Origin of the sequence: uncultured Erythrobacter sp., from assembly GCF_947502395.1 — a bacterium.
GTDB lineage: Bacteria > Pseudomonadota > Alphaproteobacteria > Sphingomonadales > Sphingomonadaceae > Erythrobacter.
Map to the genome: position 1 here is coordinate 986,050 of NZ_CANMZM010000003.1, position 21,938 is coordinate 1,007,987.

General features: G+C 55.9%; 23 protein-coding genes and 1 tRNA gene. 17 read left to right on the forward strand and 7 right to left on the reverse strand.

Features of this window, described 5'->3' with window-relative positions; genetic code table 11:
- Nucleotides 1-22 precede the first annotated feature (22 nt).
- Nucleotides 23-904 carry a hypothetical protein gene (locus Q0778_RS16050; RefSeq protein WP_298337574.1) on the reverse strand — a complete coding sequence of 294 codons (882 nt, stop codon included), beginning with the start codon at nucleotides 902-904 and terminating at the stop codon, nucleotides 23-25.
- A 25-nt stretch (nucleotides 905-929) separates the two neighbouring features.
- Entirely contained in the window at nucleotides 930-1,727 is a 798-nt protein-coding gene (locus Q0778_RS16055; RefSeq protein WP_298337577.1) for an RNA methyltransferase, read from the reverse strand.
- Nucleotides 1,728-1,885: 158 nt separating this feature from the next.
- Here Q0778_RS16055 and Q0778_RS16060 point away from each other — a divergent pair.
- The 3 genes from Q0778_RS16060 (at nucleotide 1,886) to Q0778_RS16070 (ending at nucleotide 3,361) form a co-directional block, all read left to right on the forward strand.
- Nucleotides 1,886-1,971: transfer RNA gene (locus tag Q0778_RS16060), tRNA-Tyr, on the forward strand.
- A 197-nt stretch (nucleotides 1,972-2,168) separates the two neighbouring features.
- The gene (locus Q0778_RS16065; RefSeq protein ID WP_298337580.1) at nucleotides 2,169-2,522 is read left to right on the forward strand and encodes an Arm DNA-binding domain-containing protein; all 354 of its coding nucleotides are present in this window, start codon (nucleotides 2,169-2,171) and stop codon (nucleotides 2,520-2,522) included.
- Nucleotides 2,523-2,800: 278 nt separating this feature from the next.
- Nucleotides 2,801-3,361, forward strand: coding sequence for a site-specific integrase (locus tag Q0778_RS16070; RefSeq protein ID WP_298337583.1), 561 nt, complete (start codon nucleotides 2,801-2,803; stop codon nucleotides 3,359-3,361).
- Between the two features lie 143 nt (nucleotides 3,362-3,504).
- Here the strand turns inward: Q0778_RS16070 and Q0778_RS16075 are convergent, their stop codons facing one another.
- Nucleotides 3,505-5,517, reverse strand: a complete 2,013-nt coding sequence (locus tag Q0778_RS16075; RefSeq protein WP_298337585.1) for an EAL domain-containing protein — start codon at nucleotides 5,515-5,517, stop codon at nucleotides 3,505-3,507.
- Between the two features lie 578 nt (nucleotides 5,518-6,095).
- Between Q0778_RS16075 and Q0778_RS16080 the strand changes: the two genes are divergently transcribed.
- Nucleotides 6,096-6,614 (forward strand): SET domain-containing protein, encoded by a 519-nt coding sequence (locus Q0778_RS16080; RefSeq protein ID WP_298337587.1) that lies wholly within the window; start codon nucleotides 6,096-6,098, stop codon nucleotides 6,612-6,614.
- Nucleotides 6,615-6,723: 109 nt separating this feature from the next.
- Nucleotides 6,724-6,966, forward strand: coding sequence for a hypothetical protein (locus Q0778_RS16085; RefSeq protein ID WP_298337588.1), 243 nt, complete (start codon nucleotides 6,724-6,726; stop codon nucleotides 6,964-6,966).
- 401 nt (nucleotides 6,967-7,367) lie between these two features.
- Here the strand turns inward: Q0778_RS16085 and Q0778_RS16090 are convergent, their stop codons facing one another.
- The 3 genes from Q0778_RS16090 to traA form a co-directional block, all read right to left on the reverse strand.
- The gene (locus Q0778_RS16090) at nucleotides 7,368-7,622 is read right to left on the reverse strand and encodes a cold-shock protein (protein WP_298301295.1); all 255 of its coding nucleotides are present in this window, start codon (nucleotides 7,620-7,622) and stop codon (nucleotides 7,368-7,370) included.
- A 302-nt stretch (nucleotides 7,623-7,924) separates the two neighbouring features.
- On the reverse strand, nucleotides 7,925-8,683 hold the full coding sequence (locus Q0778_RS16095; RefSeq protein ID WP_298337589.1) for a DUF6118 family protein: 759 nt from the start codon (nucleotides 8,681-8,683) through the stop codon (nucleotides 7,925-7,927).
- A 10-nt stretch (nucleotides 8,684-8,693) separates the two neighbouring features.
- Nucleotides 8,694-11,603 carry a Ti-type conjugative transfer relaxase TraA gene (gene traA / locus Q0778_RS16100; protein ID WP_298337590.1) on the reverse strand — a complete coding sequence of 970 codons (2,910 nt, stop codon included), beginning with the start codon at nucleotides 11,601-11,603 and terminating at the stop codon, nucleotides 8,694-8,696.
- Nucleotides 11,604-11,776: 173 nt separating this feature from the next.
- On the opposite strand from traA, the gene Q0778_RS16105 reads away from it, so the two are divergent.
- The 11 genes from Q0778_RS16105 (at nucleotide 11,777) to Q0778_RS16155 (ending at nucleotide 20,317) form a co-directional block, all read left to right on the forward strand.
- Nucleotides 11,777-12,082 carry a conjugal transfer protein TraD gene (locus Q0778_RS16105; protein WP_298337591.1) on the forward strand — a complete coding sequence of 102 codons (306 nt, stop codon included), beginning with the start codon at nucleotides 11,777-11,779 and terminating at the stop codon, nucleotides 12,080-12,082.
- Nucleotides 12,060-12,332, forward strand: coding sequence for a conjugal transfer protein TraD (locus Q0778_RS16110; protein WP_298337592.1), 273 nt, complete (start codon nucleotides 12,060-12,062; stop codon nucleotides 12,330-12,332). Before Q0778_RS16105 ends, Q0778_RS16110 begins: the two co-directional genes overlap by 23 nt.
- Before the next feature lie 147 nt (nucleotides 12,333-12,479).
- The gene (locus Q0778_RS16115; protein WP_298337594.1) at nucleotides 12,480-13,112 is read left to right on the forward strand and encodes a tyrosine-type recombinase/integrase; all 633 of its coding nucleotides are present in this window, start codon (nucleotides 12,480-12,482) and stop codon (nucleotides 13,110-13,112) included.
- A 144-nt stretch (nucleotides 13,113-13,256) separates the two neighbouring features.
- Nucleotides 13,257-13,583: a metalloregulator ArsR/SmtB family transcription factor gene (locus Q0778_RS16120; protein ID WP_298337598.1), complete on the forward strand. Its 327-nt coding sequence runs from the start codon at nucleotides 13,257-13,259 to the stop codon at nucleotides 13,581-13,583.
- On the forward strand, nucleotides 13,580-14,236 hold the full coding sequence (locus tag Q0778_RS16125) for an SdpI family protein (protein ID WP_298337601.1): 657 nt from the start codon (nucleotides 13,580-13,582) through the stop codon (nucleotides 14,234-14,236). The genes Q0778_RS16120 and Q0778_RS16125 overlap by 4 nt, the downstream gene beginning before the upstream one ends.
- Before the next feature lie 32 nt (nucleotides 14,237-14,268).
- Nucleotides 14,269-15,213, forward strand: a complete 945-nt coding sequence (locus Q0778_RS16130; RefSeq protein ID WP_298337604.1) for a TraB/GumN family protein — start codon at nucleotides 14,269-14,271, stop codon at nucleotides 15,211-15,213.
- A 121-nt stretch (nucleotides 15,214-15,334) separates the two neighbouring features.
- On the forward strand, nucleotides 15,335-15,706 hold the full coding sequence (locus Q0778_RS16135) for a BlaI/MecI/CopY family transcriptional regulator (RefSeq protein WP_298337607.1): 372 nt from the start codon (nucleotides 15,335-15,337) through the stop codon (nucleotides 15,704-15,706).
- Nucleotides 15,696-16,976 (forward strand): M56 family metallopeptidase, encoded by a 1,281-nt coding sequence (locus tag Q0778_RS16140; protein ID WP_298337610.1) that lies wholly within the window; start codon nucleotides 15,696-15,698, stop codon nucleotides 16,974-16,976. The genes Q0778_RS16135 and Q0778_RS16140 overlap by 11 nt, the downstream gene beginning before the upstream one ends.
- Before the next feature lie 61 nt (nucleotides 16,977-17,037).
- On the forward strand, nucleotides 17,038-18,297 hold the full coding sequence (locus tag Q0778_RS16145; RefSeq protein ID WP_298337612.1) for a serine hydrolase: 1,260 nt from the start codon (nucleotides 17,038-17,040) through the stop codon (nucleotides 18,295-18,297).
- A 184-nt stretch (nucleotides 18,298-18,481) separates the two neighbouring features.
- On the forward strand, nucleotides 18,482-19,273 hold the full coding sequence (locus tag Q0778_RS16150) for an alpha/beta hydrolase-fold protein (protein ID WP_298337615.1): 792 nt from the start codon (nucleotides 18,482-18,484) through the stop codon (nucleotides 19,271-19,273).
- A 48-nt stretch (nucleotides 19,274-19,321) separates the two neighbouring features.
- Nucleotides 19,322-20,317: an alpha/beta hydrolase gene (locus Q0778_RS16155; RefSeq protein WP_298337618.1), complete on the forward strand. Its 996-nt coding sequence runs from the start codon at nucleotides 19,322-19,324 to the stop codon at nucleotides 20,315-20,317.
- Nucleotides 20,318-20,668: 351 nt separating this feature from the next.
- Here the strand turns inward: Q0778_RS16155 and Q0778_RS16160 are convergent, their stop codons facing one another.
- Entirely contained in the window at nucleotides 20,669-21,601 is a 933-nt protein-coding gene (locus Q0778_RS16160; protein ID WP_366519556.1) for a LysR substrate-binding domain-containing protein, read from the reverse strand.
- Nucleotides 21,602-21,676: 75 nt separating this feature from the next.
- Here Q0778_RS16160 and Q0778_RS16165 point away from each other — a divergent pair.
- On the forward strand, nucleotides 21,677-21,938 hold a 262-nt coding region (locus Q0778_RS16165; RefSeq protein ID WP_298337621.1), incomplete at its 3' end, for an SDR family NAD(P)-dependent oxidoreductase.

The following is a 21,938-nucleotide window of genomic DNA, read 5'->3' on the forward strand; positions in this document are numbered from 1 at the left end:
ATTCTTAGGTCCGCAGGCTTCTTTAGCGAGCCAAATCAATCAGAGCAGTTGGAGCGGATGCAGTCCGGGGCGAAATCTCCCACACAAGCTCTTCACCGCGTTCGGTTGAAGCCGACCCGTCGTCCGTGTTTTTGGCCCTGACGTGGCCATTGGTGATGATGGTGAAAGTGCCTTCCAGTGCTGGGAAATCAGGCATTTCCCCGCCGTTGGGGCGCTGATCGGCCATCGCTGCCATTCCGCTAAGTCCCGCCAGGCCGCCCATCATGGCACTTATCGGATTGCTCTCATTCTGCGCCGCAAAGCCCGGAGCATTTACCCGCACAAGATTGGCTTCGCGAAGGATAATCTGAACGAAGGGATTGGTGGTTGGAAAGCCTTCGATCACCGGGAACATGAAATCGTGGCCAAGCTCGCCGCTCACTGCATATCGCACGTCAAAGACACCGTCGCCCTTGTCCTCCACGCGCTCCCAACCTTTTTGCCGGGAAAGGAGCGCCACCAGTTTGGCCGATGCCTCAGGATCGCTGGGATCAATGCCGCCCATCATCGCGCCCATCTGCTGCGCCTGTTCTTCTTGGGCTTTAGCGGCGCGCACCGGCGCGTTCATCTCCCAAACCTCGCGTTGCTCCGCAAGCTCGGCCACAGTGCACTCGCGTGTTTCGAAGCTGTCTTCATCGTAGCATTCGTCTGGCTCAAACTCTTCGCTTGCCGCGCCCATCTGAGCGAAACTGGAGAGGCCGAGGAAGAAAATCTCCCCCTCATAGGTGAAGGTAAAGCGATCATCTTCCAACAAGACCAGTTCGGATGTGAACTTGCCAGGAGTGATGAAGCAGCCTGTCAAAAGCAATGACAGCGCCGCGATTAGAGCGATTGCAAATCCGCGCGTCGATGTTTGAACACTCATATGTTTCCCCCTTGGCAGCGCTCACCTAATCGGGTGAGCGGGTGGCCACAGCATATAATGCAATAGCTGCTGCATTTGAAACGTTAAGACTTTCGATATCGGATGTGATCGGGAGCCGGGCCAAGGCGTCGCAATGCCCGGCTATATTGTGCCGCATACCTTCGCCCTCTGCGCCAAGGACGATCGCAAGCGGGCCGCTGGTAAGGCTCTCGGCAAGCGTCGGCTCTGCTTCGCCCGCAAGTCCGATGCGCCAATAACCAGCCTCGGCAAGCTCATCGAGCGCCCGCGCCAAATTGACGACGCGCACCCACGGCACCGTCTCCAGCGCGCCGGAAGCCGATTTGGCGAGCACGCCGCCTTCTGGCGGGGCATGTCGGTCCTGTGTGACAAGGCAAGCCGCTCCAAAAGCGGCAGCAGACCGCAGGATTGCCCCCACATTGTGCGGATCGGTCACCTGGTCGAGAATCACCACCGGGCGTGAGGGATCTCCGGTCGCAACCTCGTCCAGAAAGACATCGGGCAGCGGCTCACATTCAAGTACCAGGCCTTGATGAGGCGCGTCTTTGGCAACCAGGCGTGCAAGATCGGTGACATCGGCATATTCCACCGGAAAATCGGGCGGCAGTTCGCCGTCCAACGTCTCGATCCCTTCACGGGTGGCCCACAGCTTGCGGTGCTGGCGGTCAGGGTTTTTCAAAGCGGCCTCAACCGGGTGGCGGCCCCACAGGCGCACATGACCCGATGTGCCTTTACCCGATCCGCGCCCGCCCTTCATCCGGCCAGCCCGACCTCTCAGGGCTCGTTTGCGATCACCTTTTGCCATATTATTCTCTGCTTTTGCGTTTTGTGAGTGCGCCTGTGCCAGCACCCCCATTGACAGGCAAGCACAGCTTCGCCAAAGGGGCGCCTCTCGGCAGCGAAGCCTAAGGCTTTGTTTGATGAAGTGGCACCGTCGTTGGTGCGAAATTCAGGCCCAAATGTGGACAGGTGGCCGAGTGGTTAAAGGCAGCAGACTGTAAATCTGCCCGCGCAAGCGTACGCTGGTTCGAATCCAGCCCTGTCCACCACCGGCCTATCTCAACACATCCCCGAAAAGTTCTAGAAATCCCAGAAAACCAAGAGTATTATCGCTCCTACTGTCCGCATTTGACCGCTGCAATTTGCCTGCAGCCGGAACCAAGTGTGGGGGTAATGTGGGGGTAAAGTGGCTTACCCCCACACTTTGGTTTTGAAACCTGGTCCGAAAAAATGTGGGGGTAGAGCAATGGGCAAACTCACGGCGGTGGCGGTAAAGGCTGCCTTGGCGAATCCGGGCACCTATCAGGACGGTGATGGATTATTCCTGAAAGTGGACAAACGCGGAGGTGCCTACTGGAATTTGCGACTCCAACGGGACGGCAAGCGACGGGACATCGGCGTGGGCAGCGCCAAGCTGGTCACGCTCGCCGAAGCGCGTGCCAAGGCGGCGGAGCTGCGGAAGGCCGTAAAGGTCGACAAGCGCGACGTGCTGACGGAAAGGAAGGACGAAGAAGCCGCCAAGGTTACCTTCCGCGAAGCTGCCACCCAATATCATTCGGAGAACGAGGCAGGCTGGAAAAGCGATGTGTACGGTCGCTAATGGCTGGCCAGTCTGGAGAACTACGCCTTCCCAAAGCTGGGCGATATGGCGACAGGCGGAATCGCCGCTGCCGACATTATAAGTGTGCTCACGCCGATCTGGCAGGAAATCCCCGAAACAGCCCGCCAGGTCCGCAACCGATTTGCGCGGTGCTCGACTACTCCCATGCAAAAGGCTGGCGCTCTACGGAAGCTCCATCAGGTAATCGCAGCCTGAAGGCTGGGCGAGGGCTGCCTAGGCAGATCAAGAAACCGGCGAACCGCAAGGCGATGCCATACGTGGCCGTTCCTTCATTCCTGACCGCGCTGCGTCGCAAACCATCCTACTCGCGTTTGGCGCTCAACCTCCTTACTCTGACTGGAGTTCGCTCGCAGGAAGTGCGGCTCGCGAAGTGGGACGAATTCGACCTGGACCAGCGTCTTTGGATAATCCCAGCCGAACACATGAAGCGCAGCAGGGCGCACATCGTGCCGCTGTCAGGGGCAGCTCTGGCGGTGCTTGTAAAGGCGGACGCAATGCGGCTTGAGGGTGCCGAAGTGGTCTTCCCCGGCATGACCGGTAAGCCAATGTCCAACATGACCCTGCTCAAGGTCATGCGCGACATGCAGGAGCCATTCCACGTTCACGGTTTCCGCTCCAGCTTTACCGACTGGGCCGCCAACGAAGGCTTCCCCAATGCGGTGGTCGAAGCGGCGCTGGCGCATAAGACTCCGGACGCGGTCCAAGCAGCATATCGCCGCACCACCTATCTCGGCACGCCGGATAATCCCGGTGCAAGGGTGGAGCTGATGGAAGCTTGGGGCAGATATTGTACTGGGACGAGTTCCCCGAAGCCGTAAGATCGCCAGCCACTCATGCGCACCGACTGCAAGCTCAGATGACCGCTTTGGGGAAGGTTGGTTGCCAAAGCCTTACGACCGAAATTAGGGGTGAAAGCTGACCTCCTGATACAGATAGCGGCAGCCTTCAAATCCGGCTCACTTTAGTTCGCATTTCGGCGCACTTGGTTAGGACGGATGTCAGCTAAGGCTGCAGAAGATCCTTCTTGACCTTCAAATGCTCGGAGGAGTTCACGTTCGCTCATGGGTTTTCCGAAATGGAATCCTTGAACCGTTTCCGCTCCAACGCGCTTCGCGATCAGTAGATCCACCTCATTCTCAACGCCCTCTAACAAGCAGTGAACTCCGAGAGTTCTTGCCATGCCTGCTAGTGAGAAGAGAATCTTTTCTGTCATCGGGTCACCCGGTTTCTCCATGAACGAGCGATCAATCTTGAGTTTGCTTATCGGTAGGTTTCGGAGATAGTTGAAGTTGGAGTAGCCTGTTCCAAAATCGTCGAGTGCTATCAAGAACCCTGCATCCGCTAGACGCTTAAGGTTTCGATTTGCCTTCTCAAAATCCGCCAACATGGCAGTTTCGGTAACCTCGAGCTCGACTAACTCCGGGTTGATCTCCATTGCCCCGGAATATGCGATTATCTGGTCTATCATTACATCTGATGTAACATCGTGACTCGAAAGGTTAATTGAAAGCGGTACGGGTGCTGGCCAAGCCTGCATTGCCCCGAATGCCTTCTTGATTACCGCCAATGTCAGGTCGGTGATCAAGCCAGTTTCTTCTGCGATCTTAATGAATCTGTCTGGTCCGACATTTCCGACTATTGGACTGGACCACCGGACCAGAGCCTCCGCCCTCACGATCTGGCCAGTACCAAGGTCAAGCTGAGGTTGGAATACAAGACATAACTCGCTGCCGAGATCCGCTTCTCGCAGTGCGTTCTCGATCTTATGTCTACTATCTGCCGCCTCGGCATGCGTGCCATCGAATACGACAAAGCGATTCTTCCCTTGATTCTTGGCAACTCTCAGAACGTAGTCGGCCTTGCGAATATCGGATCTAACCGGATTGAGATGATCAACGATTTTGCAGCCAATAGACGCCGAGATCTTTATGCGCCGTCCGGCGATACGATAGTCTTCCGACAACGAACCGAGCAAGCCATGACATAGGCGTTCGATGCCACCTTCGTTCTGGTCGGATTCTAGGATTAGGTTGAACTCGTCACCACCCATCCTGCTGACGAATAGGTCGGCGCTTGCAAATGATCTCAATCGGTCCGCGACCGCCTGAAGCAATCGGTCTCCAACAAGGTGTCCATGTGTGTCATTGACTGCTTTAAACCCGTCGAGATCGATTAGTAGCAACCACGTTGACTTCGGCGGCTCAATGGAATTCCCAATCCGAATTTCTGTACCTTGAATACTCTCCATCTTCTCAAAGAAGGCACGTCGGTTTGGTAGACCGGTCAAACTATCCGAAAGTGACTTCTTCCGCATCTCCTCGCCGGCCTGACGAGCGTTCGATAGTTCGAATTCTACAGCGCGTTTTGCGTTAGCTATTTCGTCTAACTCTTCTTCAGATTTTATCTTAGCAATGGCGATCTGCCAAAGAGCTCTTTTCATCAAATAGGCAATCGATAGTCCGGCAATTGCGGTTCCAAATGCCAGGAACGCGTATGTGACAAAAGTCTGTTGCGGCGTTTGGTTCGCAAAGCTGGCCAATGCAACTGCCGCGAGTCCGATTGAGAACACTGCCTGCTTAAAACTTGAGCTTGCGAGCGCAAACGCGACTGCCATTATTAAGAAGTAGAGAAGTTTCTCTTCGACGTAACTGATGTTTAGGGCGAGCAGGACGTTCAGAACGATCAGGCCATTCATAAGCAACAATAGCGGCGTTGCATTCGTCTTGTTGCCCTTTCGACCTAGCTGCCAAAAGCCACATAAGCCCACGCATGCAGCTGCGGTTGCAACCAGGACCATTGCCGAGCGTTCAATTCCTGAATAGTCCAAGAAGTGGGTTGGCAACATGATGAGGTAATAGAGAGCAAACGCCGCGAAGTACCCTCGCCAGACAGGACGATAGATTTCATCAACGATGGATGCTGCCGCTAGCGCGACTGGACGCCTAACAACCGGCATTTTGACCCCACTTTTCATGGTGAGGCGGTTAAGCTCTCTTCGTAAACAACTTGTTAGGGGTTTCGCCAGTGTCTTCAGAGTCTTACAAGATTTTACAGTTTCAATGACTGGCTTTGGGTCCTGAGCAGACCAGCCGCTTTCGGCTGGTGGCGCAGAGAAACGGTCAGTCCGTTAACGAGACTGTCTCTGAGGCAGTTCTAAGACCGCTGGTGGGGGTGAAAGCGGACGTTGGACCTTGCGGTCCGTAGGGTCGGCTAGATTCGGCTCGCCACCATCTTGTAAAGCGTGGCTACCATCACCATCTTATGGTTATCGAGAGCACACAATAATGCGCCTCTTCGACTGAGAGACAATCGCGCTCCCGCACTAGGGAGAAAGTGAATTGAACTTCAACAGACTTCTTTACAATCACCAAATTGCCTTGATGAATGCTGCATCGGCAGGAGTTGTATCTGCGCAACGTGGCTGCGCCGATCATCATGAGGACTTGCTTCGAAAAGCCCGACAGCAACTTGGTGTCGCGCAGTACCCTTTCGTGAGCCTGAAGACCGATAGCGTGCAATCTTCCCAAACCATTGTTGACTGAGGCTGCTCAGATGACAGCGATTATCGAAGAGCGAACTACACATGGTCGCGGCCAAGGCGTTTTTGCCTTGGGATCATTCAGCAAAGACGACGTGCTCTATGTGGGAGTGCTTGATGATAGATCGACCAGCAACCATTCCCATGCCTCACAAGTCAGCAAGACCAAATTTGGATTCCACACAGGCCTGAGTTCCAAGTTCAACCACTCGTGCAATCCGAACTGCGGCATCATTCTCAATGATTCTGGCGGCCATAACATCGTCGCGATGCGCGACATCGCAGCTGGAGACGAAGCCACGTATGACTATGCCATGCGGAATTACCGGATCGAACACTTCACCGGTTTATGTGCATGTGGACACAAGAACTGTCGCGGGTCGATCACTGGTTGGAGAGATCTGCCGCAGCAGCGCAAGGACGATTACGCGGGCTTCGTAGCGCCCTATCTGATCGAATTAGACCTCGAGGACGCGGCAATCGAAAAACGACAGCTGGATGCAACCAGTCCTGCCGGCGGAAGCTCTGCATGAGTGACGGGACCGCCAAGAGCGTCACTGCATCCCGCTTGGGCCTCAAAAGCAGGCACATGTCTTCCAACTGGGAGACTTCAAACGTTACCTACAAGAGGGATGATACTTCATGACCCCAGACAAATTTCTTCCGCGCTGCCATCCCCATATGCTGGGCGAGGACGGCAGTGTCGATACCTCTCAACGTGAGGCATTGGCACAAGACATGACCGAGCTTCGTGAGATGGGTGTTATTCTTACGCTGGTGGGAAGCCATACCGTTGGTGCCTATAGATATACCAATCTCAGTGATGCGCTTGCACAAGCACGCAACAATCAACCACAGCTACAAAAAGAAACCCCCGCCGACTAGCGACGGGGGCTAAAGTTGGAGATCAAAAGGCAACTTGCCTCAAAATCCCTCGGGTCGCACCATTGCAGGCCTCTCCCACATCTCATAAAAATTTTAGTGCGCTGACGGATTTCCATCCTTGAAAGCACCTCCGCTCAGACGATCAATTGTGCGTTCGTCTCGGAGCCAAGCCGTCTCTGAAACACCATGGTCGCGTTCCCACCTGGCTATTCGCTTGGCGAAATAATCAACTAAATCAAAATAAGTCCGGCGATCGACGCTGGAGCGAGACGCTTTCGCATTCCTCTTTGCGAGCTGGTGACTAAGGATCAGCCGATCCAGGTTCACGATCCCATTCACCTCATGCGCGGAAGGATGGAGGCCCGGTCCACAAGGATGATGAACCGGGCGCATGGGCATCGTCAGCCCTGTTGATTGCGAGCCTGTTCAGCCTGGCTCTGTTCGTTGCTCTGCTGGTGCTGTAAGTTGATTGCGCTCTTCTTGCCGCCATCGACCTCGCTGGTTTCGTAGCTATATCGCTGATCGACTTTTGGCATCTGGCCTTCCTGCTGGAGGTCTGCCTTCTTGAACCGGAGTGTGTCTCCACCGCCTTCAGGAGAGATTGAGCCGGTGCCCACGCTGCTGTCGTAGCTTTTGATCTTGCCGAAATGTGTCATTGATATTTCCTTCAATCGAGCGTGCAGCGCGCCAGAATTGACCCGGCTGCGACTAAGAGGCGAAACTGAAGGAAATGGTTTCTTGCTTAGGAAACCTTAGACCGTCGATTGCGACAGGTAGCTGATAGTTAGATGGCTATGGCTAGGGTCACTTACAACCACGTGGTCGAACTATTATGCGGGTCTGGTCGCCCCTGGAATTTTGTCGAAATCGGCCGCTACTTTGCAATAGCCCGAACGACCGCAACTGGGTCGTTATCAGAATGGCAAGAAAGATGTCTGCAAAGCGTAAAGCGGACGCATTAAGGCGAAATTTCTATTGAGCAACTGACTGACCGTTCCTTCTTGCGCGCCTTCTCCTTGCAACGATCCAGCACCCCGCGGTTCGTGCTCAGCATACTGTGGGCCATCATCAGCTCTTCAAAACCTTCTGGATTTTCTGTTCGGATAAGCCGCATTCCCGCCTCAACAATGGTCGGCTCTCCAACAGCCTTGCGGGCCATCCATTCTGGCCAATGCCAGCTTTCCGGCATGGCGCGGGCAATAGTGCCGGGCAGGATCGACCATAGCAGGATACCGGCACTCAGTCCCGCGACTGCAAAGCGCCAGGTTTGACGCCTTTGCTCGTCCTCGGTGCGAACACGCCCGACAATTGCAGCGAGCCGACCGGTTGCATTGTCCAGGTCTTTGCGGCCTTGGCGAAACAGGTCGCTGCTGTCGCGCTGCATGTCTTGGGAGGCGCGCTTGATCTCAAACGCAATGTCTTCAGGCGTCAGCTCGATGGCAGGCTTGTTGCCAATTGTGTTCATCGTCTTGGAGACCTGCGCCAGCTGATCGGCCATCTGGCCTAGTGTGGTGGTGTAGTCAGGGATCACGATGTCAGCTCTCTCCCTGGCCATGTTCTGGACTGTATGGCGTACCATTGCCATTTCGCCTTCGAGGCGAGCGAACGCCTCCGTCGCCGGATCGGTTTCTTTTGCCGTTTGCGTGCTAGGCTGTGGTACGGTTTCTTCCTCAACTTCGAGGTCCAGTTGCACTTCTTCGATGTGGTCGTCTTCCATGTCGTTTCTCCTAAATGCCCATGTCGAAAGAGCGGGTCCGCTCGCGGGCGAGGGTTGCGGTGAGTTCATTGGCGATGTTGCGTTCGGGCTTCGGATCGATGCCGAGCTCTCGAGTTTTGCCGCGCAACAGGCTTTCAACTTGCGGATCGCGTTCAAGCCCTTTTGCCAGCTGGGTCAGCTTGGCTGAGACGCGGGCCGCGCCTGCGCGATCACCCTGCTGCTCAAGCTGCTTTCGCGCCGTGCTCAACCCATGCCAGTCGCTGACAAAGCGTTCGGTTCGCAGCGCCGGATCGGTGCGCACTGCAGCTTCGTGCCGCATGGCGCGCATGGTCTCTTGGATGCGCCCTCCAGTGGCCTCTGCAATCAGCTCAGGACGCCGCTCCAGCGCCTTAGCGAGATCGGAGGCGGCGTGAGGCCGGATCGCGTCGAGCGCCTTTCCCGCCTTCTCCAGCGCGTCCTTCTGGTGCGGAAGCATGGGCAAGCCCTGGGCCTGCATCGTGCCAATATCGCCAAGCGCACGGGCGTAGCGTTCGACCGCACGGCGCTGTTCGTTTTTCGTGCTGGCCTGCACCGGCAGCTGCTCAAGCTGCCGGGCCTGCGGACGGAAGGTTCCAAAGATCGATTTGGCTTTCTCCGGCACCTGCCGAAACATCTTCACTATCCGCTCGCGGAAGGTGATCCCTCGAAGCTCGGCAAAGGCCTGTTCGGGCTTGTAGTCGCCCGCCATGTCCTTTCCGCGCTCGCGGCTGAGTGTGCGAACAAGCCCCTCGACAACGCTCAGGACAGGCTTAGACTGATCGGCAAAGTCTTCGCGCCCATAGTGGAGGGCCAACCCCTCGCGATGGCGCGACATAGCGACATAGGCGGAATGACTATCCATGCCCGGTGTGGTGAGCACATGGACGCGGTCCACAGTCATGCCCTGCGCCTTGTGGATCGTGGCTGCGTAGCCATGATCGATATGCGCATAATCCTTGGTGTCGAACGCGACTTCGCGGCCATCGTCTGTGCGGACAGCCATGCGTCGTGCGCTCGCTGTTGCGACCGTGCCCAGTGTCCCGTTCTTCACCCCAAGTCCGCGTTCGTTGCGCAGGAAGATGATTCGGTCGCCGCTGGCGAACTGCCGCTCGCCACGCGCGGCCCTGATCGTTGCATCGGGTCCAAGTGCGCCAGCTTCGCGCATCTTTTCGCGCGCCATCTGGTTCAGCTCGCGCACCTCGTCATTGGTGTGGGTAAGGATGATCCGGCTGTCGTCGAGGTTGGTCTGCCGCTCCCGATCCCAACGCTCGATCAGCTCTGTCCGCGCGACTTCACGCGTGTCGGCGGCATGAACCATCCCGCGCTCTTCATAGGTGCGGATCGCTTCGCTGGTCTGGCCCGTGGCAAGGTGCCTGGTCGCATCTTGTTGCCATGCAGAAAGCTGACGGCGGACCTCGCTGATCTCGACACCGCCGTGGCGCTCGTGGATCCCCCTGAAGGCCGAGCCAGCCTCGATGGCCTGAAGCTGCTGCTGGTCGCCGACCAGGACAACCTTCGCCCCGGCTTTGGCGGCATGGTACAGCACGCGCTCCATCTGCCGCGTGCCGACCATGCCTGCTTCATCAATGACGAGCACATCCTTGGCAGTCAGCCGCTCGCGCCCTTTGCCCCATTGGTGCTCAAGGCTGGCGATGGTGCGCGATGCGATGCCGGAGCCGTTTTCCAGACCCTCGGCAGCAATCCCTGACAGGGCTGCACCGCGCACATTGTAGCCTGCGCTTTCCCATGCCTCGCGCGCCACCCCGAGCATCGCGCTTTTGCCGGTTCCGGCATAGCCGACCACGACCGCAAGACTCTTGCTGTTGGCCACATGCTCGAAGGCGGATTTCTGCTCTCTGGACAGGACAAGGCCGCGCTTTGCAGCGCTGGCGAACGCAGCGTTTCGCTGCACGTCTATGACGCCGTGTTCGGTGCGCTGGGCCATTGTGTCAGCGGCGCGGTGTAGCCGCTGTTCGGTCTCGATCATCGCGCGCGAAGTGAACCGATCCTGCCCACGCCCGTCCTTGCCCAATGCGATCATTTCAGACGACGCGCGCACCGCGTTGTAGGCCGTGTCGAACTGCTCCTTCCCGTCGCTATGCCGATGAACAAACGCGGCAAGATCACGCTTCGTAAACGTGGCCTGCTGGTGCGTGATCGCATCAAGTGCAAGCGCAGGATTTGCGATGATGCGCTCGCCATTGCGCTGCGCGATGGCGCGGTGCTCCTCGATCCGCTCGGCTTCAAGTCCGCGTCCGCCAATGCGCGAGGCGGCGGGACCGATCTTGTCCTGCGGCTCCAGCGCAATCCCCTGCGCTTCCAGGCTGCGGTGATCGACCCGCGCGTCGATGTCGCGCTCCGCTAGCGCGCAATTCACATGATTGGCCCAACGCTCGCGCCATTGTTCGATCAGTGTGGTATTGTTCCAGTCGCGGACCTTTGCGCCAAAGCCCTCCTTGGTAACCTTGCGCATGGTCAACATCACATGCGCGTGCGGCTTGGCCTTGCCGTCTTCGCCAATATCCCAATGCACATTGAGATCGGCGATCATGCCTTTCTCGACAAACTCCGCTTTCACGAACTTGCGCGCCAGCCTGATGTTGTCCTTCTTCGACATTTCGCGGGGCAGGGCGAACTCGACCTCGCGGGAGAGCTGGGCATCCTTGCGCTTTTCGGCGGCCTCGACCGCGTTCCACAAAGTGGCGCGGTCGGCGAAGGCTTCGGGCGCGCCGTTGGGCAGCATTACCTCGGAGTGAAGGACGCCTGCCTTGTTGGTGAAGTCATGGTCGCGGTCGATGCGTTCGTCGTGCAGCTGTTCGCCTGCACGATAGGCTGCTGCCGCCACGGCGCTGCGTCCGCTCGACCTTCCGATGACCTTTGCGCTGAAGTGAAAGATTGCCATGACGGCAATCCAGTTACACCGCAAACGCAACGTCGGCACGACGTATAAGCGCGCCCTCTCATGATAAAATCCTGATCGGGACTAGGCCGTATCACACTGTCCCGGCAACCTTACTGCATTGGATTACCGTCCATATTATCATGACTTCATCACACCAACGATGGAGACAACACATGCGCAAACCCCGCGATTTTGATTCGGAACTGAAGGCACTGGCCGAAAAGGCAAAGCAGTTAAAGGAGCGCCGCGTGCGCGACCTCGGCGCGCTGGTCACGGCAACCGGAGCCGACGCGCTCGATGCTGATGTCCTGGCGGGCGCGCTGCTCGATGCAGCGACCAATACAGACAAGGCGACAGGGGAGGGCTGGCGCAAGCGTGGCGCGGCCTTCTTTCAGGGCAAAGGGCGCAACGCTTCGGACGGACCTAACAAGCAGCCGGAAGGCACTCTCGCGCTCGATGGCGGCACGGCATCGGCTTGAGGCAGCAAAGGCACGAACCGACATGCGCGAATGGCAGGTCAAACGCCGCGAACGGACCCGGCAACTGATCGAGCTGGGCGGCCTGGTCGCCAAGGCCGATCTGGTCGAGCTGACTGACGATGATCGCGCCGCGCTATATGGCGCGTTCCTCACCGTCGCTGCCAAACTGCGCGGGCCTGATGGTGCGCAGGCGCTTGTGCTGTTCCGGCGTAAAGGAAAGCGGGCGTTTGAGGCGGAGCAATCAGGCTGATCGGCAGAGGAGAGCGGTTCCAATCTCTGCAAATTGGAGTCGATTGCTTGGGTCAGCTTTGCGCCCCAATCCAAGACGTTGCCATTCGAGATCTTAGCGCCCGAAAGCAGACATTCTCCTAGGCCATTCCGGCCAAGGAGAATAGCAATGACGTACTCACACTTCGATCCCGCTGCGCAGAACAAGGTGCCTTGGAACTTTGGAGCGAAGATTGGTCCCAAGCGTCCATTCAATCAAAAGCAGATCTGGGCAATCCGATTCTTCCTTGATCGCGAAGAGCGCATTCGAGATCGCGCGCTGTTTGACCTGGCAATTGATAGCAAGCTGCGAGGTTGTGATCTCGTTGAGTTGAAGATCGGCGATCTGGTTAGTGGTCCCGAAATTAGAACGCGAGCGACAATTACGCAGCGCAAGACCGGACGACCTGTCCAGTTCGAGATTGCGGCAGACGCGCGCTCAAGCCTTTTCGCCTGGCTGGAGCTCAGAGGTGGTGACGTCGAGGACTTCGTCTTTCCGAGCCGAGTTGATCCCGCTCGCCACTTGAGCACGCGACAATACGCTCGGCTTGTTGATGAGTGGGTTACGGCCATCGGCCTGCGACCGGAGGAGTACGGCACCCACTCGCTGCGCCGAACCAAAGCCTCGATCATCTACAAAGCCACCGGCAACATTCGGGCGATCCAAATCTTGCTGGGTCATTCCAAGATCGAGAACACTGTGCGCTATCTCGGCGTCGATATTGAGGATGCACTCACTCTTGCAGAAAAGACCGAAATCTGACTGCCGCCGGACGTCAGCTCCGAGCAGGCTGGCGTCCGCAATTGGGGGTGGAAACGGACTGTATGCTCCGCCAATTTTTCATCTTTAGATCCGATTTTCTTAATTAGCCTTGACTCTAATTAGACTCGACCCTAACTACGGGCCATGAAGCTTACCGAAGTCCTGAAAGCGCTTAACCATCCGATCCGCCGCGATATTATTGCGCGGCTGAAGGATGGTCCTGCCACCGCTGGAGGCCTCGCTAAGGCGTATCAGGTTTCCAAGCCGACCATGTCGACCCATTTCTCCGCTCTTAAAGAAGCTGATCTCATCCGAGGCGAGAGAGATGGGGTGACCATCACATATCATCTGAACGCAACTGTTGCTGAAGAAGCGATGTCCGCTTTGATGGATTTGCTTGGCCACAATGATGCGGCCGCCAGCAAAAGCAGTGCAACATCTAATTCAAGAAAACCGGAACCAAGCCCATGAGACAATCCCTCTTCACCGCCGCAATCATCGTGGCGCTCACCGCCTGTATCGGCATCACCCTTTGGGCCAATGGATACCCGCCAGAGAAGGTGGGCTTGACTGAAGCTAAGTCACAGATCCGAAGCATTGTAACCTTCCCCCTGTTTTGGGCGGGCTTCGGCCTCTTGCTCACGGGCCTCGCCATTTGGATTAAACGTGAACGCCTTGCTGAGGTATCCGGAAAATCTGCATTGATCCCGGCAATGTCTGTGCAATTTCCGGCCTTGATTGGACTGCTGATGCAAGTTTTGATCCCGCTGGACTTGTACGATTATATCGGATCAGACGGTTCACAAATTGCGTTCTTCTACTTCATCGCGCTCGCATTCGGCCTGATCGGCAATTTTGTCGTAACGGTGCCATTCGGAGGCAAGGTCGGGTTTCGCACTGCCGCTACCCTTTCTGACCATTCGGTTTGGACGAAAACGCATCGCATGCTCGGACGAAGGCTTGTGACAATCGTCCTTGTTACATTGCCGCTGCCGTTTTTGGTCGGCGGGCAAATGGCGCAGTGGATTTTCATCGGACTGGTGTGCGCGCTCAAGGCTGTAACTTGGCTGCAGGCGCATCAGCTTGCTGCCCGCCAGAGCCTCCGCCGTTCAATAACAAACTGACCCCTTAGCCACCTAACATTTGGAGAATTTTCATGGTGCTCTCACCATACAGGACAGCTGCGCTCAAACTTCTAGCCATACCTCTGCTTGCAGGCGCGCTCACAGCCTGCGCGACCGCACGCCCAAGCGAGCCGGCTTCGGCAGTGGAGGACGCGCCAACCGCGGGTCCCGCGCTTTGGACAATCAGCGATGAAGATACGACCATTCATCTGTTTGGATTTGCGCCGGTTCTTAAACCTGGCACTGATTGGCAAAGCAAACTGATCTCGGATTCCCTCACTGACGCCAATCTGTTTGTGATTGAAACCGATAGCAGCTCTCCTGAAGCGCAGGCCGCTGTCCAGTCACTTATTCCGCAGATCGGCCTTAATACGGACGGGCGCAGCCTCAGCTCGCAACTTGATGAGAATGAGCGCGACGAAATCAACGCCATCTCAACCGCAATTGGAGCACCTCTGTCAGCTCTTGATCAGTTAAGGCCTTGGCTTGCTTCCATTCAACTTGGCGTATTGGCGATCTCACAGGGTGGCTATGATCTGGAGAACGTTCCATCGAACCAACTGCTAGGCTTGGCGAAAGATCGTGCCATCGAGGTTAGATCGCTGGAGGGCCCGGCAGATCTGATGCAAGTCATGGCGAGGTTTTCGGAAGAGGAACAAGTGGGCATGCTCCTGCATAACGCGCGGTCCTTGCGCGACAGGCCGGACCAGCAAGCGATGATCGCTGATGCATGGCTTGATGGAGACGTCGAACTGATAGGGCGGCTTTTGCACGGAAAGGAAGGTGCCTGGTCGAGCGAGGCGATTTACAATGCAATGCTGGTTGCCCGCAACGAAGCTTGGCTCAGCGAGTTAGAGAACCTTCTCAAAGAACACGAAGGGACCGCGTTCTTCACGGTGGGTCTTGGTCACTTTGCGGGACCAGATAGCTTAATCAACATGCTCAGGGACAAAGGTATCACCACCAAAAGACGGTGACGGGTCAGACTGATTTCGTTTGGTTTATGGCTGTTTATGCTGGTGGGTGGCGACATTCCTGAGCGGCGGCAAGAAGCTTCAGACTTGACGCGTGTGACATGTGTAACATATATGCTTACACATGTCACAACCCAGCAAATCCGAACTCGCAATCCTAAAAATCCTTTGGGCCGAAGCGCCTTTGTCGGCTCGCGAAATTCAGGAGAAAGTTGGCCCGAAGATGGATTGGTCATTTTCAACGACGCGGACCACTCTGTCGCGGATGTGCGATAAGGCTCTGTTAAAGCAGAGTTCGAAGCATGGAGTTCGCGTTTTTTCTCCTTGCGAAAGCAAGGCGCGGACATTGTCCGGCGTTATGCGCGAGTTCTTCGCCACAGTATTGGAGATTGATGGGCCGCTACCAACCGCAGCCTTTCACGACAGCAAAGTGCTGACGGAAGAAGAGTGGTTGGAATTAGACGACCTTCTCAACGGAAGCGATAATGATGATTGAGGCGTTGGGGCTTGTCCATGTCTGGAGCCTTATCGTCGCTGGCGGTGCCTGGTATCTCCAGCGCGATGGCAATGATGGGACCGGCTCGCGCTTTCCCGGCCCAAATGTTTGGGCAATGCTAATTTGGGTAAGCCTCTTGCCCGGCCTCATCTATCTCATTCCATTCAGCGACTATGTCGTCTTGCCGCAAATTCAGGGTTTCGAAGCTGAAGCGCTGCGAGCCGAAGTAGGATCGCAGGGAGGCATTTGGTTGCCGAGCCTACTGATGCTCTACCTTAGTGGCGCTGGCGTATTGATGGCTCGCACTTTGTGGCGGTGGTTTCGGTTACAACGCCTGCCTTTGCAGCCCACAGCGGAACCCGGTGTCTTTTCGACGTCCGAGCCGCTCCCGCCGTTAACATTATCTTGGCCCAAGAGGGTGGTTGTTATCCCCGAAGGGATGGAGGCCAGCCCCGCATTGATACGGCACGAGCGCGCTCACTTGCAGCACAATGATGGCGAACTCACCTTGCTCTTTCTGCTTTTGCATGACGCGCTTCTGAGAAATCCCGGAATGGGGTTTCTGGTACGGCAATGGCGGTTAGCTATTGAACTGCGCGCTGACCGGGCCGCGACGCAGAAGCTCTCAGCATCGGATCGCAAATCCTATGCAACTCTACTGTTGCAAAGCCATCGTCCGAAGGGCGGCGATGAAACATCTCTGCCATGCCCTACGGCGCAGCTTGGTGCTTCACGTCAAAGAAGAGTCAAAATGCGGTTGCTGGAGATCATCGAGAACAGGTCAGACGTTCCCAAGCGCAGCTGGCGGGCAGCAATAATCTTTGCCCTTTCCGCTGCGGGAGTTGTTGGCCTCACAACGGCTGCGATCTCAGCTGAAAGCAGATCGGATGAGCGGGGGTTAGGAACGGTTGGCTACATCACGCAAACCTCTCCCGAGTTGCCTGCAAGTTGCCCGGACTATGAGATCGAAGATGTCACGTCTGAGAGGGCTATGATCACCGTCAACGGCCAGCGTGTCCCAGGCTACAAGGTAAGGCTCGGCACGGTGCTGTTACTGCATGATGTTCGCCAGAACGGAAGCGTCCATAATCCGCGAGTTCTCGATTCAACTAACCGTTGTTTTGAAGCTGAAGCCGCAAACGCGCTCTTGCAATGGACGACCGGGCCACGGCCCCAGTCACTCAAGAGCGTCGTCGTAAAGATGCATTTCGGGATTTCGGGTGAAGACCTCGATGAACTGAAAGAGCAGATCGCGGACTTTGGCCAGTGACACCGTCAAACGCAGCCCTTGCATCTCAGCGCAAGATTTGTTGCCATTCAAAGGATTAAATATGACGCGTACTCGATATCTTATTGCCCTCCTGACCGCGCCTTTGATGGCCAGCACCATCACGTCTCAAGCTGCTTTTGCAGAAGAAGCTTCGCAAGAGACCAAACACTGGGGCGATCCCAATCTGGACTATGTTTCATCAGCCTGGCCAATTGAGGAAGGCAGCGATCTAATAGACATCCGAGAGGTGCCAGTACTCGGCAGCGGCTTTTTCGAGGTTGCTCCTGAGGACAGAGACGACGGCATCGCCGTTGGCGAATTGGGTGCCGACGGCGGTGATCGAGAGATGATTTTGGGTTTGGCTGAGGCGATTTCTCAAGGTCAGCATGGCGCGATCGACAGTTTGCTCATATCTTACAAAGGCAAGCTCGTTTTTGAGTCCTATTATCAACGAGGCCGGATCAACCTTAGCCACCCACAGGCATCGGCAACAAAAACCTACACCAGCCTCGCGCTGGGGCGCGCGATCCAGCTGGGCTATCTGACCATGGACGATCTGCACAAACCCGTGATCAGCTTCCTGAACGATATTGATCGGTCCGACCTTGTCGAAGGCGCGGACAAAGTCACCTTGCACCAAGCACTGACCATGCGCTCCGGTATTCGCATCGAAGGTGAAAAGGCAGAGGAATTTGAGCGATATCGTGACCTAATCGATGGGCAAAAACTGGTTCAGTCCATACTCGAACAGAGCGATCCGATAACCGATGAGGTGCTGACCGAGTTTGCTTACGGGAACTACAGCAGCATGATCGTGATGCAGGTTATTGATTCCGTTGTGCCCGGCAGTGCCGAGAACTTTATCAAAACCGAACTCCTCCAGAAGATGGGCATTGCGGGTTACGAATGGCGGATTGGTCTGGGCGGCCTACCTGCAGGAGGGTGGAAATCCAGTTTCACTTCGCGCGATATGCTCAAATTTGGCACCCTCGCGATGAGCAAGGGCCAATGGAACGGTGAGCAGCTGATCGCCGAAGCGTATATCGCCAAAGCAACCAGCAGAATTCTCTATAACGGTGATGATCGCATCTTTGGTGGCGGCAAGGATGTCTCTGGTCAGGGTTATGGTTACTTCTGGTGGAGCGGCGACCTGAGAATGGGCGACAAAACCTATTTCGCGTCATCCGCGCAAGGGGGCGGTGGGCAGTTCATCATTCTGATTGAAGAACTCGATCTAGTCGTTGTGACAACAGCAGGCATGCGAGAGCCAACAGCATTGCAGATAGCGGCGGAAAAGATCGTGCCAGCTTTCGCGGACTGAGATGCCAACGTTGGGTCGCAGTGGGCGATGGTCGCAATGATTTGCTCGCGAAGACTGCGGCGCTGTTTCAATACAAAGAAAGGCCAAAGGAATGCAGCAAAATCTGGGGTCTTATACTGCGATAGATTCCCGATCTTCGCTAGCTATCGGCGCTCTGCGAAGTTTGCGGGTTCCGCTCATTGCGATGTTCGCGGTTTTGGTTTCAGCATGCTCGAGTGACTTTTCTGTGGAGCCATCCGACGCGCGCCAAACGCGCTTTGCCATTGAGTCGAGACATTGGGGCACGCCATGGCACGTTACAGTCACACTTCCTGAAGGCTATAATGCCGCAAGTGAAGGTAGATATGCCCTGCTCCTTCACTTTGCGTTTGATCAGGAAAGCTATGAATGGACGCGGGAAGTAGTGGACGAGTTCAACGCCGGCGAAGGTCAGCATGACATCATTCTTGCGTCGCTTGACTATGTTGATGGCTCTGTTGAGGTCGGCGACGAACAGGCGAGCGAAAACGCCAACAAGACTCTGGCGCATATCGAAGATGCAGTGCTTCCGTTTCTGCGTGAAGAATATCGCGTTGATGGGAACGTAATCTTCGCCGGATGGTCACGCTTTGGTCGCTTCGCCACCTACGCTCTGGCGCGAAAGCCGGAATTATTCGACGCAGCTATCGTCAGGAGCAGCGCACCTGATGATAGCGACCTTCATGATCGAGTGCGCGAGATGCTGGAGAGCAAACCCCAACTGGAGATTTTTGTCTATCATTCGATCGGCACCGAAGGGAATGAAGCGGACAGGCGACCAATCTTTGAGCGGTTAAAACAAGTCCTTCAGGGTGCGGCTCCGAACGGGGTTCAGTGGAAATCCGAAGTGATTGAAGGGGCTGATCACGTGGATACCTTTAGCCTTGGCCTCCGTTCCGGTCTCTCGGCCTACTTTGAGGCCTCCGAACAATTGCTCGACCAAGACGGCGAACCCTAGACGTGAGGGCTTTCTGAAGTGGGAAGCGTCGTTCGACCCAAGAAAATAATGGTCGGCCTCGTGATGGCAGTGGTGCTGTTGCTAGGTGTCGGCACACTGACTCAGTCCCATCTTGAACGCAAAGATGCAGCCCAATACCCAGCGCCAGGTGTTTTGATAGATGTGAATGGCACACGGCTGCACCTTCGCTGCATCGGTGAAGGCAGTCCGACGGTTGTAATGATTGCCGGTGCTGGCGCGCCATCGGTTGTGTCGTATGAGTTGCAGGATCGCATCGCGCCGCACACAAGAGTGTGTTCGTATGACCGGGCCGGGCTTGGCTGGAGCGAGCCTGCAAACCGCGAACAAAGCGTCCCCGAGGTGACCCGCGACCTCCATGATCTCGTCGACAAAGCCGGTGAAAAGGGGCCCTTCATTCTCGTCGCTGAATCATCTGGAGGAATGATAGCTTTGCTAGCTGCATTGGACTGGCAAGATAACGTGGCGGGCCTTGTCTTGGTCGACGCCTCGGAACCTGATCTCTGGTTTGAGAAGACAGCCGATACAATGGGTGCGCTTGGGCGGCAGACAGCCTTGATGAAATTTGGATGGCACACCGGCATAGTTCGAGTTGGCCTGGAGTATGGCCAGCCTGATTGGATTGACGAAATGTCAGCCCAGAACAGGGGATGGTTCCAAGCGATCTATTCCCGCAACATGCCCGGTTACGGAGAATACGACTCAGCCTTCAGGCTTACTGATCCGAAGAGTTATGATCGGCTTGAATCGGAAGGATTGGGGAGCCTTCCAATCACCGTTCTGGCGCACGGGAAAGTACCGAGTGGTCTGCCCCCTGAATTTGAGGACGGATGGATGGCCGCGCAGGAAAAGCTGGCAGCATACTCAAACGCGTCCGAGCTGATCATTGCACAAAATTCGGGTCATGCGATCGCTGGTGAAGACCCGGATTTTGTCGCGGCACAGGCCCTGCTCATGATTGAGCACCTCCGGAACCAAGACACGACAGGATTCACCAAACAGCAGGATAGGACAGGAGCATACTAGAACGCCGGGACCCACCTCAACTTCAATTCTGATCTTACTCGGCGCAGTGATCTCGAGTGGCTGCAGCCCTGATCAGAATGGCAACGAGAGCTTATGGAGCCATACGTTGGGCAAAAACCGCCCGACTTGGCCCGCAAGGTATTCGCGCCGGGCGTTGTCTCCATTGGCTGTCTTCGCCCGACTGCGAATGTCGCGAAGGTCAGAATTGGGTCGTTTTCAGAATGTCGGCTTTTCGCTCATGATCGAACAATAACAGACTGACCGCTTACGGCCCAGTTCGAGCCGCCGTTCAACGTCCAATACTGGGGGTGAAAGCGGACATTGAGGCTCAATCAAGAGGCAAAGACAACATCAACTCTGCAAAGCAAGCCGCATTTGGTTTGTCGCGATCTCGATGAATGATCGCACACCGGGGCGCATTAGTTTTGCTGACGGCAATAGTATGTGAACATCACTGCGCCGGACGGCCCAATTTTTTAGGACCCGTTTGAGCTTCCCTTGCCGAACAAATGGCGCTGCCACGAACGTTGGTAAAACCGCGATCCCACGTCCGGAAAGGGCAGGTGGCAACAGTATTTGGGGGTCAGTAGAGAAAAGCTTGGGTTCGAATGTCACACTCGCGACTTCGTTCTTTTCATTCACAAGTTTCATCGGATTGATTTCTGCAACTCTATTCCCGAGAACAAGGATATTAGCCCCGGCTAAAGACGATGGTTCTATGGCTTGCCATTCATCTCTAAATGCTCTGTCAGAGCTCACATATAGAGCGGCTTCAACTTGTCCCATCCGCTTTGCGATCAGTGCAGAGTCGGTCAGCGGGCCAACACGAAATGCCACATCAATGCCTTCTGTTACCAACCCAACCTTCTGATTGGTGAGCGTCAATTCCGGCGTGCAATTGGGATGACTTGTCACGAATTCATCAATAATCTGCCCCAACAAAGCTTGTCCAAGTATGATCGGGGCACTTATGACGACTGGGCCGCTGGGTGTTTCGGACAATTTCTCTAGTGACAATTGCGCGCCGTCGAGCTCGTGCAGAATACGACTTGCATGCTGAAGCAACAGTTCGCCCGCCGAAGTGATTTGCACGCTGCGGGTAGTGCGTTGAAACAGCCTTACACCAACACGCTCTTCAAGCCGCGCTACGCGTCGACTGACGGTTGCCCTCGGCATTCGCAATCTTCTGGACGCTTTGACGAAGCTCGACCGCGTCGCAACTTCGACAAACGCCTTCACATCCAGCATGTCGGAAAAGATTATCTCACTTGGAACACCAGTCATTCCTGCAGATGCTACCTAGTTGATGATATCAGATCAATTATATTCTCCTGAGCGAACACAAACTGGAGATTGATTATGAACGGTCTGAATGAAAAAGTAGCTCTTATCTTCGCAGGATCACGCGGCATTGGCCGGGCAACAGCTCTGGGTCTGGCCAAAGAGAAAGCGATCGTAGGCGTTGGCTACGTATCGAACAAAGAGGCGGCCAATGAAGTGGTGAGCGCCATCGAGCTAGCAGGCGGTACAGCATATGCCTTTCATAGCGGTGGCATCACGAATGACTCGGCATCGCAGGTTGAATCGACTCACGGCGGCCTTCCAGACTCCATGAAGAGGC